We start from the raw sequence: 13,270 nt of genomic DNA, 5'->3' as shown, positions 1-13,270 counted from the left end.
GGGAGGCCAGCGCCAGGGGCACGATTGCGTCCGCCAGGGTCACCGAGGCGGGCGATGCTGGAAGGAAACCGTGTGAGCCGGATTTCGGTCCGGGGATTCGCAGTGGCCTCGGCCACCGCGGTCACCGCAGTCGGAAGTGTTGTCGGCGTTGCCTCGGGCAGCACCGCTCAGACCACGGATGACGCCGAGGCGGTCGCGAACGACACCACGTTGCTCGCCGACATCCCCGTGGGCCAGCAGGCCCAGGTCCAGACCGCATCCCTGACTGCACAGGCCGACGCCCAGGCCATCGCCGCCGACGCGAGCGCCCGCAAGGACGCCGAGGCGACCGCCCGTAAGAAGGCGGCCCAGGACGCGATCGACAAGCAGAAGGCGGCGGAGAAGGCCGAGCAGGAGCGCAAGGAGAGGGAAGAGGCCGAGGCGCAGGCCGAAGAAGCCGCCGGCAACCTCGGCGACCTCGGGAACACCCCCGTCCAGGGCTCGTATTCCATCGCCGAGATCCAGGCCATGGCGAAGTCGGTCGTGGCGAGCGACCAGTGGACCTGCTTCAGCAACATCGTGGACCACGAGTCCGACTGGAACTACAAGGCCGTCAACCCCTCCTCGGGCGCGTACGGTCTCTTCCAGGCGCTTCCCGGTACCAAGATGTCGTCCGCCGGTTCCGACTGGCAGACCAACCCGGCCACCCAGATCAAGTGGGGCCTGAACTACATGGAATCGCGCTACGGCAGCCCCTGCGGCGCGTGGTCGTTCTGGCAGGCCAACCAGTGGTACTGAGCTGACCATCAGCTGCTCAACCTTCTGAAGCCCTCCACCGTCCTTTGGTGGGGGGCTTCGGCCATGTACGGTCGAAGCCCCCCAGCGGAATCGCGGCCTCCGGGGGGAGTGATGAACAGCAGGGGCGACGGGGGAAGAGGACGGATCATGTCGCGAGTGCCTGGGTGGCTCGGCCGACTGGGCGCCGGGCTGAGCGGGTGGGGCGAGCGGTTGGAACGGCGCCGCGCGCAGATCGAGTCGGAGGAGGGCGGGGACGGGGACGGGGACGGGGACGGCCGGAACGCCGGTGGCGCCCGGAAGGCTCCGGATGGAGGCTCCCCCGAGGAGGCGTCGGACCGGTCGGCGCAGGAATCGTCGCAGGCATCCACGCCCGCCCCCGGCCCCGTACCCGTACCCGTACCCGCTGTCGTCGTCCCCTCCCGTCCCGACCCCGCGTCCGCGGTGCCGTGGGGGATGCGGGTGGCGGCCGAGGCCGGCTGGAGGCTACTCGTACTGGCGGGCACCGTCTGGGTGTTGATGCGGATCATCAGCTCCGTACAGCTGCTGGTGCTGTCCTTCACCACCGCCCTGCTCGTCACCGCGCTGCTCCAGCCGACGGTGGCACGGCTGACCCGCTACGGCGTACCGCGCGGCCTCGCCACGTCCCTCACGGCGATCCTCGGCTTCGTCGTCATGGGGCTGATCGGCTGGTTCGTCACCTGGCAGGTGATGGAGAACATCGACGACCTGTCCGACCAGATTCAGGACGGCATCGACGAGTTGCGCAACTGGCTGCTCGACAGCCCGTTCCACGTCACCGAGAAGCAGATCAACGACATCGCCCAGAACCTCCGCGAGGCGGTCGGCGAGAACACGGACACGATCACCTCGGCCGGTCTGGAGGGTGTGACCGTCATCGTCGAGGCGCTCACCGGCATCCTGCTGACGATGTTCTCCACGCTGTTCCTGCTCTACGACGGCAAGCGGATCTGGCAGTGGACGCTGAAGCTGGTGCCGGAGGCGGCCCGGCCGGGGGTCGCGGCGGCGGGCCCGCGCGCCTGGCAGACGTTGACCGCGTACGTACGCGGCACGGTGATCGTGGCGTTGATCGACGCGATCTTCATCGGCCTGGGTATCTATTTCCTGGACGTACCGATGGCGGTCCCCCTCGCCGTCTTCATCTTCCTGTTCGCGTTCATCCCGTTGGTGGGTGCGGTCGTCTCCGGCGCGCTCGCGGTGGTGGTGGCGTTGGTGACGCAGGGCGTCTTCACCGCGGTCATGACGCTGGCCGTGGTCCTCGCCGTCCAGCAGATCGAGGGTCACGTCCTCCAGCCGTTCATCCTGGGCCGGGCCGTCCGCGTCCATCCGCTGGCCGTCGTCCTGTCCGTCGCCGCGGGCGGGATGATCGCGGGGATCGGGGGCGCGGTGGTGGCGGTGCCGTTGGTCGCGGTGACGAACACGGTGGTGGGGTCACTGCGGGCGTACGCCCGTGAGGGCGCGGGCTAGGCCCTGTCGTAGTGCAGCAGCACGACGCCGTTGCCGAAGGTGTGGGTCTCGATCAGGCGTAGCGGTGTCTGCCGCATGGCTTCGGTCTGGAGGAAGGCGGGCGTGCCTCGGCCGATGAGGATCGGGTGGACGTAGACTCGGAACTCGTCGATCAGGTCGTGCCGCAGGAACTCGGAGGCGAGGTTCACCCCGCCGATGACCAGGTCGCCGCCCTCCTGCGCCTTGAGGGCCCTGATGTCGTCGACCACGACGTCCCGGACGATCGTCGAATGCCAGTCGGCCCGCTGCAGGGTCCGGGAGAACACCAGCTTGGGAATGGTGCGCCAGATCGCGGCGAAGTCGGCCATGGGGCGGGGCAGGTTGGGGTCCCGGTCGGCCGTGGGCCAGAAGTCGGCCATCAACTCGTACGTGACGCGCCCTTCGATGAGGGCGCCCATGCCCCTGAGCAGGTCATTGAAGTGCGTATGCAGTTCGTCGTCGACGAGAGGCCAGTCGAGCTCCCGGTTCGGGCCCTCCATGTAGCCGTCGAGGGACACGGACGTGATCAGGACGATCTTTCGCATGGCGGCGGCTCCCTGCGTTCCCTGCGCTTCCCGCGCTCCCAGTGTCGGTTGTCAGGGACGAGGATGGCGCGGGCGGGACGCGACCGCACGGACTTGGGCCTCCGGCGTGTAACCCGGTCACTTGCGTCGCCGAGCCGACTGCGGGACCCGAGGGATGCCAGGTAGAGGGCGCGGCGGCGTTCGCGCAGGCCCCGGGTTGCGCGGCGGCGAACGCGTTCGTCTGCGGTGAGGGCGGATGAGGGGCCGAGGTCGCGGCATGTGGTCGGGCGAGGACTCGGTGGCGTGGGGATGTGCGGAGCCGGGGCCTGCGGGGCTGGTTCCGCGCGGTGCCGGCTTGCGCGGGTTCGGTAGCCAGATGTGCAGCATCCAGGTCAGGGCTCGGACTGTAAGGTCCAGCATTGCCGGCGCTCCTTCGAAGCGTTCGGCCATGCCCCGGGGCCCTGCCAGGCCGCCGGGGCCTCGACGCTTTTCAGCCCACATTGCTACTCATGTCAGTACATAGCAGTACGCTGCATTATGCCCATTGCTGCAGCTCAGGGCTGTTTCACGGTGGGTGGTATGGCAGCAGAGGCAAGCGATTCGCCGATCAACCCCAACAAGATCGCGTACGTCTATATGCAGGTGGCCGACCACGTTGCTGCCCGAATCGCGTCGGGCGAGCTGAGGCCAGGCGCACGACTGTCCGGCGAGCGGGATCTCGGCACGGAGTACGGCGTCGCGTACCTGACCGCCCGTCGCGCCATTCGCGAGCTACGCGAACGCGGCCTCGTCGTCACGCTTCCCGCGAAGGGCACCTTCGTCGCCTACCCGGAGGAGCAGGAGCCCAACGACGACGGCGCGTAAGCAGGCTCCGGGGTAATTGGGCACTTGGTCTCACAGTTGGGTAAGGGGGTGCCGCGTTCGCCCAGGTCAGCGGCGGGGCTTCGGTGGGTTCTTGGGACTGGGGACACAATCACGGCGTATGCGGGGTGGGCGTGGGGTTTGTCCACAGGCTTGGGCATCGGTGGAGCGGGGTGCGCGAGAGTTGGGGGGTGCGGGAACTGAGGGGAACGGCCCGGGAGGGCTTGCTGTTGACGTCGTGGGCGATGGCCGAGGGGTGGAGCAGGGCCTCCCTCTTCCGGCAGTTGAGAGAGGAGGGGTGGACAGCGCTCGGTGGTGGTGCCTGGGCGGAGCCGGGGGTCAACCCGGACCTTCGGGTGCGGCTTCGGGCCGTCCAGCTCACCACGCCTGAGCTGGTCGTCAGCCATCGGGCCGCAGCCTGGTTGTGGCGGATCGAACTGCTGGGGGTGGAAGCCGAGTTCACCGATCCGGAGGGGTTACGGCAGCGGAGGGGCGTGCGGGTTCACCGGTGCGCGTTGCCGGGCGAGGATGTGGTGACGTGGGATGGCCTGCGGGTCACCACGGTGGACCGTACGCTCGCCGATCTGCTCCCGGGGTGGCCCTCGCGACGAGGCCTTGGTCGCCGTTGACTCCGCGCTCTCCCACCGGACTGTCACCGCGCATGGCACTCGGGGTGGCACAGGTGGCGCGAGGGATGGCCTGCGGGTCCGCCGGGCGGCGCTCACCCGTCCGGACCGACTCGCTGCCGCTCTCGGGGACGGCCTACGCGGTGCCGTCCGCGCGCGTCACTGGCTCGAACTCGCTGATCCTTCATTCGGCTCACCAGCGGAGACGGTAGCGCGGCTGCCGCATGTACGACGCCGGTCTGCGCCCCGAGACGCAGGCCGAGGTCCGCACTGTCCACGGACGCGTCCTGCGGGTCGACTTCCTGTTCCGTGCGCAGGGCGTCGCTGTCGAGATCGAGGGATACGCGTACCACGGCAGCCGCGAGGACCACCGCCGTGACGTCGCACGCTTCAACGACCTCCAGCAGTGCCCCGGGATCCGGGGCATTCTGCGGTTCAGTGCGGAGGAGGTGTTCCACTCGCCGGAGCGGATGCTGGCGACGATTCGGCGGACGCTGGGGTGACGGCGACAGAGCGGCCTTGCAAGGGCATCGGCAAGGTGAGTGGTGAACATGCAGGCGGGCAAGCAACTCAGCCTCAGCTCTCGTTGCTATTACCTCCGGTCGTCGGGAAGGAGATCTCCACGCGGCGGTTCTTCTTGCGGCCTTCCTCCGTGGAGTTGTCGGCGATGGGGTAGTCCTCGCTGTAGCCGCGTACCTCGAAGGTGACGTTGCCGCCGAGGTCGCCGGTGAGGGCGTCGTGGACGGCGTCCGCGCGCTTCTTGGAGAGGGTCAGGCCGTGGGCGTACGAGCCGAGATCGTCGGTGAAGCCGAAGACGCGGACCGTGCCCGCGTTCTGGGTCTTGATCTCCTCCGCGATCGCCTGGATCCGGGAGCGCGCCTGCGGGTTGAGCGTCGCGCTGTCCTTCGGGAAGAGGACCTCCGCCTGGAGCGCGAAGGTGACGTTCTCGTTCGTGTCTTCTCGGCGCTCCTCTCCGCCGAGGTCCTCCACGACCGACTTGATGTCCAGGACCTTCGCGGGGGCGAGCGTCGCGCCTTGGGCGAGCTTCAGGCCCGGGCTGTTCGCGTCGACTTCCGGGGGTGGGGAGGTGGTGACCGTGCCTGGGGGTTTGCTGGGGTCGTCGGCGGCTTGGGCGGGGGCGGCGGTCAGGGTGAGCGCCGCCAGGAGGGCCAGGGCAGCCGTGCCCGTGGGCGTGGCACGTGGGGTCAGGGCGGCCATGGTCACTCGCCCTCGGAGAGTTCGACGGTGGCGGGGGGCATGGAACCGACTAGGAAGTCAACCTCTGTGGTGGATTCGGGCGGGGCGGGGAACTGGGCGAACCAGTCGACGGTCGCACCCTCGTCGACGCCGCCGCTGAATTGAGTGCAGAGACAGCGGCCAGAAGTATCCCGGAGCACGAGGTACCTCTTCTTACCTTCCTGGTCGACCAGGCTGGCGCCCGCCATGGAGCTGCCGTTCTTGGAAAGCTCGCGTTCGTCACCACGCCAATCCGCTGCGGACCAGAAGCCGCTTGTGTTGTTCGTGACCGTTCCCTCGACCGTCACGAATCCGCCGTCGTCGCGAGTGACAGAACCAATCGTTAGCGTCAGCCCGTTCTCGCCCTTGACCTCGGCGAGCACTGTTTCCGACTGCGGTGACTGCGACTCCCCTTGTCCATCGTCGCTGTCCCTCTTGGTTGGAGTCGAGGATGACGCGGACTCACTCGACTTGTCATCGTCTCCTCCGCCACAGCCGGCCACCGTGAGGAGCAGCCCGGTCGCGATCGCCACCGCGGTCACTGCCCTGCGGCCCTTCATGGTGTGCCGAAGGTTCATCGGTCCAGCTTCCTCTCACTCGGCCAGATACACAGAGAACATCACGGATGCGTCGGGAAGGGTGTCGGGATCAAAATCTTCGGGGTCGATGTCCACGATCTCACCGTCGCAGATCAGTTCCACGGGCTTCGTCGGATCCGCGTTCACGTCGAATTCGCAGCGCGGTTGGATGACGGCGGCCGCCTGGGCCGTGGCCGTCATGCTTTCCGTGCCGGGGATGATCGAGTCGCCGACGGTGTAGTCCGTTTCGACGCTGACCTGAAAGCCGGGATTGCCGTCCACCTCGATCTGCTCGGCATCGCCCTGCAGCGTCGAGTTGTTCTGGGCGGCCAATTCCTGGGCCGCGGCGGTGGCCCCGTCAGCGGGGAGCCCTCCATCGGGCAGGTCCAGCCAGTCCAGCCAGTCGTCTCCGGCGCCGATGGCATCTCCCAGATCGAGCAACAGCTCGTCCCGTGCCTGCTGTGCCGCCGCCAACGCCGCAGCGTCCGCCGCGGATTGAGCACCATTGCGGGCGGACGCTGCCTGGGCGAACACGAAGAAGGCCAAAGCCGTGAAGAGCAGAATCGTAGTCAGCCAGATGTAGATAGGAAGGGTCGCCCCTCGGTCGCGCTGTAGATGAACGAGGGTCAGCCGCCAGCGATAACGTCGTTGACCGCGTTCATCAAGGCTTCCGAGATTTTGCCGTCCAATCCAAGCCCGTCGATCATCACAAAAATCCCCGCAACGATGATCATGATGCCCGCGTACTCGATGAACCCGGCACCCGAGTCCCGTCCCTTCCCCCGCATTCGGGAGATGACAGTGTTCCTCCACGCCGCGAACCGGCTCTTCACCTTCATGGCGATTGCCTTCCCGCCCGATGCCGACATCAACCTGATCACCGTACGTGATAACAGTCCTACTGCGGGTGGGTCCAGGGGCCCAACTTCCCCCCGTGAGTGGAGTCATCGGGCCCACCCCTCGTGGGTCGTGCCCAGCCAGTGGGCGATGGCTTCGCTGCGGGTGGAGGTGTGCAGTTTCGCGAAGATGTGGTTGATGTGGTTCTTGACGGTCTTCTCGCTGATGAAGCAGGTGGCGGCGATTTGGCGGTTGTTCATGCCGGATGCGATGAGGTCCATCACCTCCACCTCCCTTGAACTCAGGCCGAAGGACGGCCGGTTGGAACGGTCGAGAATGCGGCGGTGGAGTGCCGACGCATGGGCGGGTCGAGCCTTTGACGACTGTGCCATAACTGGTTGCAGCTGCGAAGAGGGGTCGTGACTTTCGTGTGAAGGTTTGTAGGAAACGCCGAGCGAACTTGAGACACCCGTGGGCCTGCCCTCCCTCAAGTCCCGTACCGCCTTGACCAGTTCGGCCGCCGTGAACTCGCCGTGGACCAGGTAACCGGACGCGCCCCGGCGCCGGGCCTCGGCCACGACCTCGGGTTCCGTGCTGTAGGTCAGCATCATCACGGGGCACAGCGCGGCCAGTTCGGGCAGGGCGGTGAGGCCGTCGGTGCCGGGCATGCGGACGTCGAGGAGGGTGACGTCCGGGGTATGCCGTCGCGCGTCCCGTACCGCTTCCTCGCCGTTCGTCGCCTGGGCTACGACCTTGATGTCGGGGTGGGTGCCGAGCAGGGCGGCCAGGCCGGCGCGGACCACCGGGTTGTCGTCGGCCACCAGTACGCGGAGTGCCTGGTCCTGGTCAGGCATGGGTGGGCTCCTGTTGGGGGGCTCGGGAGGTGGGGGGTGCGGGCAAGGGGAGGGTGACCGTCACTTCCGTACCTCCTGCGGGGGCTGAGTGCAGGTGGAGGCTGCCGAGTATCCGTTCGGCGCGTTCCGCCATGCCCAGGAGGCCGAAGTGGCCGGATTTTGCTGCTTCTTCGAGGGTGAGTGAGGGCGGGAGGCCTACGCCGTTGTCCTTGATCGTGAGGTGGAGCGTGGTGGGAGAGACCGTCAACGTCACCTCCGCCTTCGTCGCGTTCGCGTGGCGGTGGGTGTTCTCCAGGGCTTCCGAGACGATCGCCAGGAGGTGGTGGGGCGTTTCGGGTGGGAGCGGTGGGGGTTCCGCCATGCCCTTGTGGGTCAGGGGGGTGGGGATCGAAGTACGGGACTCGAACTCCGTCGTCTTCGCCCTCAGTTGGGTCTTCAAGTCTGTGGGTGGAGGCGTCGTTGTCAGGTCTGTGTGGCGGCGTAGGTCCGTGAGGAGGTCCCGGGATTCGGCGGCGGCTCGGCGGGCCGCCGATGCCACCAGGGTCGCCTGTTGTTTCAGCAGGGCCGGGTCCGGGTCGGAGCGGTCCGCGGAGATGGCCAGCGCGTCTGCCGCCAGGGCCAGGCCGTGCAGGGTCTTCGCCACCGAGTCGTGCAGCTCTCGGGCCAGGCGGGCGCGCTCGGACTCGACCGCTTCCGCCACGGCCAGGCGGGACGTGGCGTCCGAGAGGGCCTGGGTGGCCGTACCGAAACGGAACAGCAGGTTGCGAAGGGTTACGCCGATGATGCCGGCCGCGATGCAGAAGCCTGCGATGAGGAGGGTGCCGGCGCCTGCGCCGGGGCGGTGGTCCCAGGCGCGGTGGACCGTGAGCAGGACGGCGAGTTGCAGGCCGGTGAGGACGCCGGCGCCGCGCCAGCCGTAGAGGAGGCCGGCGAGGACGGGGGTGCAGACGGTGGCGTAGGCGAGGGGGGAGGCCGGGGAGGCGGTGAGGAGGAGGACCGCGCCGAAGAGGAGGTCCAGCGCCATGAGGGAGGGGTGGGCGAGGAGGCGGGGGGCGAAGCGGTCCCAGTCCCTGAGGGTGGCGTAGGCGATGGTGATGCCGAGGACCGCGGCGGTGAGTACGGCGTGGGTCGGGGGGCCGTCTGTGGTGTTGGCCAGGGCGAAGGGGGTGCCGATGGCGAGCATGGTGAGGCGGACGGCGATGGTTTGGCGGGAGAGGGCCTGGAGGGCGTTGAGTTGGAGGCGGAGGGTGGCGGGGGGTGCGGCGTCGTCTGCGAGGTACCCGGTGCCGGGGCTGGGCGGGGGTTGGAGGCGCTTGCCGGCGCTGACAGGGTGCCGCCTGTGCCCACCCTCCCCCACTCTCGACTTCGCTCGAGCGGGGGGACCCCCATCGCCCCAGCGGCACGATTGCCCACAGGCTAGGGAGGCGGCCGTGAGGACCCTCTGCACGACTGCCCGCAGCTGAGTCAAGTGGTGGGTGGGCAGTCGGCTTCTCATCAGCGGCCCAGGATGTCGCCGAAGTTGGTGCCTGAGCCCAGGAACATGCCCGTTGCGATGAGGATCATCGTGGCCGGGAGCATGAAGACCAGCGTCACCAGAGTCGCCTTGGGGATGGTGCGGGCGGCTCGGCGGCGGGCGTTCTGGGCGTCTGTGCGGCGCATGTCGGCCGCCAGTTGGATCAGCGTCTCGGCGATCGGGGAGCCCAACTCCTCGCCTTGCTGTAGCGCCGAGACGAACTGGGCGACCTGTTCGGAGGAGTTGCGTTTGCGGAGTTCGTCGAAGGCCTGGCGGCGGCTTACGCCCATGTCCATCTGGCGGAGCGTGATGCGCAGCTCGTCGGCCCAGGGGCCCTCGTACTTCTCCGCCACCCGGTCCAGGGCCTGGCGGAAGCCCAGGCCCGCTGAGACGACGACCGCGAGTACGTCCAGGAAGTCCGGCAGCGTGCGGTCGATGACGTCCTTGCGGTCGCGGATGGCCTGCCAGATCGCGGCGTCGGCGGCCAGCAGGCCGAAGGCGAAGGTGCCGGCGGCCAGGAGGGGGCGGGAGCTGGTGAGGAAGACCAGGCCCATGAAGGCGCCGAAGAAGCCGTAGACGGCTCGGCGGGCGGCGTAGCGGTTGAGGGTGAGGCCGCCGGGGTTGCCCGCCATGTCGATGCGGCGGCGTTTGGCCTCGACCCTGCGGGGGCCCATGAGGCGCAGTACGAGGGGGGCGAAGCGCATGCCCAGGCGGTCGATCGCCGAGCCGGTCTTGGAAACGCGGGTGGCGCCGACCTCCAGGGCCAGGGCCAGGTCGTTCGGGAGTTTCGCCTCGGCTCGGATCATGCGGATGCCGAGGAGGACGCCCGCGACCGAGACTGCCGTCAGGGCGGCCAGGAGGAGGGGGAGCATCGTCGTCGTGGTCATCTCAGGTCACGGCTCCCCTCTCATACTTCGATCTTGCCGAGGCGGCGGATGACGAAGAAGCCGACCGTGTAGAGGCCGATCGAGACCAGGACCAGGACCTGGCCGAGGGAGGAGCCGGTCACCCGGGCCAGGGCGCCGTCGTTCGAGGAGTTGATCAGGAGGAGGGAGCCGAGGCCCAGGAGCGGGACGGTGAACGCCGTCGCGTTGACCTCCGAGAGCATCGTGCGGACCTCTCGGCGGGTTTCCTTCCTGTCCTCCAGGGTCTGGGTGAGGTTCCGGAGTGAGCTGACCACCGAGCCGCCCGCCTTGTTGGAGAGGACGAGGGTGGTGACGAGGACGATCAGTTCGCGGGAGGGGAGGCGCTCGGCCAGTTCGCCCAAGGCGTCGTCCACGGAGCGGCCGAGGGAGAGTTGGTCGGCCACTCGGGCCAGTTCCTCGCCCGCGGGGGCTTCCAGTTCCTCCGCCGCCATCGCCAGGGCGGTACGGAGGGCGAGGCCGGCGGCGGTGGCGTTGGCGAGGAGACGGGCCACGTCCGGGAGTTGGTTGATGAAGGCCTCGATGCGTTTCTGGCGCTGCCAGTTGAGGAAGATGGCCGCGCTCCAGACGCCCACCGCGCCGGCGATCGGGCCGAAGAAGGGGGCGAGCGTCGCCGCCGCGATCAGCCACAGGGCGACCACGACCATGGCGACGTACGTGGCGAACTCGCCCGCCGTCAGGTCGAGTCCCGTCGTCGTCAGGCGCAGGTGGATCGCGCGGCCGAGGCGGGTGCGGCGCAGGCGGCGGTCTACGGCCGTGAAGCGGCGTACGCGGCCCGCCGCCGTGCGCAGCGGGCCGCCCGGGGTGCCCGCGAGGCGGTCGACCAGGGCCTGGCGCTGGGCGCGGCCGGAGACGTACGTGTGCGCGCCGGCCACGGCGAGGGTGCAGCACAGGACGGTGGCGCCGAGGGCCAGGAGGGTGGGGTTGTTCACGGCGCGCTCCTGTCTGTCTTGTCATTCCCGGGGGTGCTGGGCCTCATCCGATGGCCTGCCTCGTGTTGAGTGCGTCGATGGCCTCCGCCACGCCGTACGCGGGGGGCAGGGGCTCGTTGGCGACGTACAGCTTCTCCGCTACGGGGCGGGGGATCGGGAGGTGTTCGAAGCGGCCGTGGACGACGCGGTCGGCGCCGAGAGGGGCCGGGACGAAGCGGGAGACCGTGGCGATGCGGAACTGTTCGCGGCCGTGCGAGACGAGCAGAGCGATCTCGGTGATCTTGCGGGAGCCGTCGGCGAAACGGGTGAGCTGGGCGACCACGTCCACCGCCGAGTTGATCTGGTCCTTGAGGGCCTCGAAGGGGATGAGGACCTCGGACATCGACCCGAGGGTCTGGAGGCGCATGAGCGCGTCCTCGGCGGAGTTGGCGTGGACGGTGGCGAGGGAGCCGTCGTGGCCCGTCGACATCGCCTGGAGCATGTCGAGGGTCTCGCCGCCGCGGACCTCACCGACGATGATGCGGTCGGGGCGCATACGGAGGGAGTTGCGGACCAGGTCGCGGATGGTGATCTGGCCCTTGCCCTCGATGTTCGGGGGGCGTGACTCCAGGCGGATCACGTGCTCCTGCTGGAGCTGGAGTTCTGCGGAGTCCTCGATGGTGATGATGCGTTCGCGGGGCGGGATCAGGCCGGAGAGGGCGTTGAGGAGGGTGGTCTTTCCAGTGCCGGTACCGCCGCTGACGATCACGTTGAAGCGGGCGCGTACGAAGGCGGCCAGCAGCATCAGCATCTGCTCGTCGAGGGAGCCGAGGCCGATGAGCTCCGGGAGGGTGTACGCGCGGGGGAAGCGGCGGATCGTGAGGGTCGGGCCGGTGAGGGCGAGCGGGGGGATGATGACGTTGACGCGTTCGCCGGTGGGGAGGCGGGCGTCGACCATCGGGTTGGACTCGTCGACCCTTCGGTTCACCGTGGAGACGATGCGCTCGATGGTCTGCATCAGCTGGTCGGTGGAGGCGAAGCGGATGGGGAGCTGCTCCACTCGGCCGGCTCGCTCCACGAAGATCGAGTCGGGGCCGTTGACCATGATCTCGGTGACCGACGCGTCGGCGAGGAGGGGTTCGAGGACGCCCAGGCCTAGGGCCTCGTCGACGACCCTGCGGATGAGTTGGGAGCGTTCGGAGGAGGAGAGGACCGGGCCCTCTCGGCTGATGATGTGGCCGAGTACGCGTTCCAGGCGGGCGCGGCGGTCGGATGCCGTCAGGGCCGACATCTCGGCCAGGTCGATCTCTTCGAGGAGCTTGGCGCGGTAGACGGCCACGAGGTGTCCGTCCTCGCGTCCGGTTCCCCCCTCGTCGGGGGCGGCGATACGGGATCGCAGGCTCATCTTTCGTCAACTCCTCTCGGGGGGAAGGTCGTTGTGGGGCTGGTGGTGGTGGGAGGATGGGTTGAGGGGTGTGGTTGGGGGGGCTGGTCAGTCTTCGTCGGTGTCGTTGGGCATGGTGGCGCTGCGTTCTACGGTCACGGGGTCGAGCAGGGGGACGACCGAGGGGACGGTGACGGTGACCGTGGCGGTGGTGGTGTCGCCTCCGCCGCCGCCCGGGTCGACGTCCGGGTCCAGCCACGCGCTTGCCGCCGCCGCGCCCGCGGCCGCGCCCGCGCCGGGCTCCAGCGACTCGGCCCGGGCGGCGGCGCGGGCGGCCGAGCCGGCCTGGCTGATGCCGTAGCCGATGAGGCCGAGCTGGATCGCCGCCATGCCGACGAGCAGGAGGATCGGGAGGAAACCGGCGAACTCCAGGATGGAGACGCCTCGGTCGTTCCAGCGGTGGGCACGGGTGGGCTTTGAGGTGGATGGCTGTCCCGGTCCCGCCGTGAGGGCTGCGGTTGGGGTGCCTGTGGTGTGGGGGTGGGTCGGGGGCGCGCGGGGGGGTGTCCGTCCTCGGAACGGCGCGGAATCGGTTGGCCGAGAAGTGCAACGTGTTGACGCGCCAACCGCTGCGGGCGGACACCCCCCGACACGCCCCCTTGCGTCCGTACGCGACCGCCCCGCCGTACGGGGTTCCGCGAACTCGGCACCTCTCCCCGCGTCCATACGCGGCCGCCCCGCCG

At 69.0% G+C, this 13,270-nt stretch carries 16 protein-coding genes; 5 read left to right on the top strand and 11 right to left on the bottom strand.

Translation table 11 applies throughout. The features are described from left to right. The first annotated feature begins 54 nt into the window (after positions 1-54). Together F3T56_RS19540 and F3T56_RS19535 are read left to right on the top strand one after the other, a co-directional pair. Positions 55-777: an aggregation-promoting factor C-terminal-like domain-containing protein gene (locus F3T56_RS19540; protein WP_172639025.1), complete on the top strand. Its 723-nt coding sequence runs from the start codon at positions 55-57 to the stop codon at positions 775-777. Positions 778-924: 147 nt separating this feature from the next. Next, positions 925-2,262: an AI-2E family transporter gene (locus tag F3T56_RS19535; RefSeq protein WP_149826469.1), complete on the top strand. Its 1,338-nt coding sequence runs from the start codon at positions 925-927 to the stop codon at positions 2,260-2,262. Here F3T56_RS19535 and F3T56_RS19530 read toward each other — a convergent pair. Continuing rightward, positions 2,259-2,825: a dihydrofolate reductase family protein gene (locus tag F3T56_RS19530; RefSeq protein ID WP_149826468.1), complete on the bottom strand. Its 567-nt coding sequence runs from the start codon at positions 2,823-2,825 to the stop codon at positions 2,259-2,261. The two genes, F3T56_RS19535 and F3T56_RS19530, sit on opposite strands and share 4 nt — an antisense overlap. Before the next feature lie 558 nt (positions 2,826-3,383). On the opposite strand from F3T56_RS19530, the gene F3T56_RS19525 reads away from it, so the two are divergent. The 3 genes from F3T56_RS19525 (at position 3,384) to F3T56_RS19515 (ending at position 4,794) form a co-directional block, all read left to right on the top strand. After that, on the top strand, positions 3,384-3,668 hold the full coding sequence (locus tag F3T56_RS19525) for a winged helix-turn-helix domain-containing protein (protein WP_149826467.1): 285 nt from the start codon (positions 3,384-3,386) through the stop codon (positions 3,666-3,668). Positions 3,669-3,856: 188 nt separating this feature from the next. Further along, on the top strand, positions 3,857-4,294 hold the full coding sequence (locus F3T56_RS19520) for a hypothetical protein (RefSeq protein WP_149826466.1): 438 nt from the start codon (positions 3,857-3,859) through the stop codon (positions 4,292-4,294). Between the two features lie 221 nt (positions 4,295-4,515). Then, positions 4,516-4,794, top strand: a complete 279-nt coding sequence (locus tag F3T56_RS19515) for a DUF559 domain-containing protein (RefSeq protein WP_149826465.1) — start codon at positions 4,516-4,518, stop codon at positions 4,792-4,794. A gap of 73 nt (positions 4,795-4,867) precedes the next feature. On the opposite strand, the gene F3T56_RS19510 is transcribed toward F3T56_RS19515, so the two are convergent. From F3T56_RS19510 to F3T56_RS19465, 10 genes are all read right to left on the bottom strand, one after another. Next, the gene (locus F3T56_RS19510; protein WP_425473591.1) at positions 4,868-5,515 is read right to left on the bottom strand and encodes an OmpA family protein; all 648 of its coding nucleotides are present in this window, start codon (positions 5,513-5,515) and stop codon (positions 4,868-4,870) included. Then, positions 5,512-6,105 (bottom strand): hypothetical protein, encoded by a 594-nt coding sequence (locus tag F3T56_RS19505; RefSeq protein ID WP_149826463.1) that lies wholly within the window; start codon positions 6,103-6,105, stop codon positions 5,512-5,514. The genes F3T56_RS19510 and F3T56_RS19505 overlap by 4 nt, the downstream gene beginning before the upstream one ends. Positions 6,106-6,120: 15 nt before the next feature. Then, complete coding sequence (locus F3T56_RS19500; protein WP_149826562.1) at positions 6,121-6,690, bottom strand: pilus assembly protein TadG-related protein; 570 nt, start codon at positions 6,688-6,690, stop codon at positions 6,121-6,123. A 41-nt stretch (positions 6,691-6,731) separates the two neighbouring features. Beyond that, positions 6,732-6,944 (bottom strand): hypothetical protein, encoded by a 213-nt coding sequence (locus tag F3T56_RS19495; RefSeq protein ID WP_149826561.1) that lies wholly within the window; start codon positions 6,942-6,944, stop codon positions 6,732-6,734. A 105-nt stretch (positions 6,945-7,049) separates the two neighbouring features. Next, positions 7,050-7,796: a response regulator transcription factor gene (locus tag F3T56_RS19490; RefSeq protein ID WP_149826462.1), complete on the bottom strand. Its 747-nt coding sequence runs from the start codon at positions 7,794-7,796 to the stop codon at positions 7,050-7,052. Then, complete coding sequence (locus F3T56_RS19485; protein ID WP_246203706.1) at positions 7,789-9,153, bottom strand: sensor histidine kinase; 1,365 nt, start codon at positions 9,151-9,153, stop codon at positions 7,789-7,791. The genes F3T56_RS19490 and F3T56_RS19485 overlap by 8 nt, the downstream gene beginning before the upstream one ends. Positions 9,154-9,290: 137 nt before the next feature. Further along, positions 9,291-10,196 (bottom strand): DUF5936 domain-containing protein, encoded by a 906-nt coding sequence (locus F3T56_RS19480; RefSeq protein ID WP_149826460.1) that lies wholly within the window; start codon positions 10,194-10,196, stop codon positions 9,291-9,293. Between the two features lie 20 nt (positions 10,197-10,216). Then, positions 10,217-11,164, bottom strand: a complete 948-nt coding sequence (locus F3T56_RS19475; protein WP_149826459.1) for a type II secretion system F family protein — start codon at positions 11,162-11,164, stop codon at positions 10,217-10,219. 43 nt (positions 11,165-11,207) lie between these two features. Then, positions 11,208-12,548, bottom strand: a complete 1,341-nt coding sequence (locus F3T56_RS19470) for a TadA family conjugal transfer-associated ATPase (RefSeq protein ID WP_149826458.1) — start codon at positions 12,546-12,548, stop codon at positions 11,208-11,210. 87 nt (positions 12,549-12,635) lie between these two features. Beyond that, positions 12,636-12,959, bottom strand: coding sequence for a TadE/TadG family type IV pilus assembly protein (locus tag F3T56_RS19465; RefSeq protein ID WP_342786962.1), 324 nt, complete (start codon positions 12,957-12,959; stop codon positions 12,636-12,638). Positions 12,960-13,270 lie beyond the last annotated feature (311 nt).

The sequence above is a fragment of the Streptomyces tailanensis genome (genome assembly GCF_008386495.1).
GTDB classification, from domain to species: Bacteria; Actinomycetota; Actinomycetes; order Streptomycetales; family Streptomycetaceae; genus Streptomyces; species Streptomyces tailanensis.
Note: the sequence above shows the minus strand (reverse complement) of the source record. Positions and strands in the feature narration are given on the sequence as shown.

What these genes read in the sequence shown, in the direction of transcription:
- F3T56_RS19540 (WP_172639025.1), top strand. Translation starts at nt 55, where the DNA reads ATGCTGGAAGGAAACCGTGTGAGCCGGATTTCGGTCCGGGGATTCGCA.
- F3T56_RS19535 (WP_149826469.1), top strand. Translation starts at nt 925, where the DNA reads ATGTCGCGAGTGCCTGGGTGGCTCGGCCGACTGGGCGCCGGGCTGAGC.
- F3T56_RS19530 (WP_149826468.1), bottom strand. Translation starts at nt 2,825, where the DNA reads ATGCGAAAGATCGTCCTGATCACGTCCGTGTCCCTCGACGGCTACATG.
- F3T56_RS19525 (WP_149826467.1), top strand. Translation starts at nt 3,384, where the DNA reads ATGGCAGCAGAGGCAAGCGATTCGCCGATCAACCCCAACAAGATCGCG.
- F3T56_RS19515 (WP_149826465.1), top strand. Translation starts at nt 4,516, where the DNA reads ATGTACGACGCCGGTCTGCGCCCCGAGACGCAGGCCGAGGTCCGCACT.
- F3T56_RS19505 (WP_149826463.1), bottom strand. Translation starts at nt 6,105, where the DNA reads ATGAACCTTCGGCACACCATGAAGGGCCGCAGGGCAGTGACCGCGGTG.
- F3T56_RS19495 (WP_149826561.1), bottom strand. Translation starts at nt 6,944, where the DNA reads ATGAAGGTGAAGAGCCGGTTCGCGGCGTGGAGGAACACTGTCATCTCC.
- F3T56_RS19490 (WP_149826462.1), bottom strand. Translation starts at nt 7,796, where the DNA reads ATGCCTGACCAGGACCAGGCACTCCGCGTACTGGTGGCCGACGACAAC.
- F3T56_RS19480 (WP_149826460.1), bottom strand. Translation starts at nt 10,196, where the DNA reads ATGACCACGACGACGATGCTCCCCCTCCTCCTGGCCGCCCTGACGGCA.
- F3T56_RS19470 (WP_149826458.1), bottom strand. Translation starts at nt 12,548, where the DNA reads ATGAGCCTGCGATCCCGTATCGCCGCCCCCGACGAGGGGGGAACCGGA.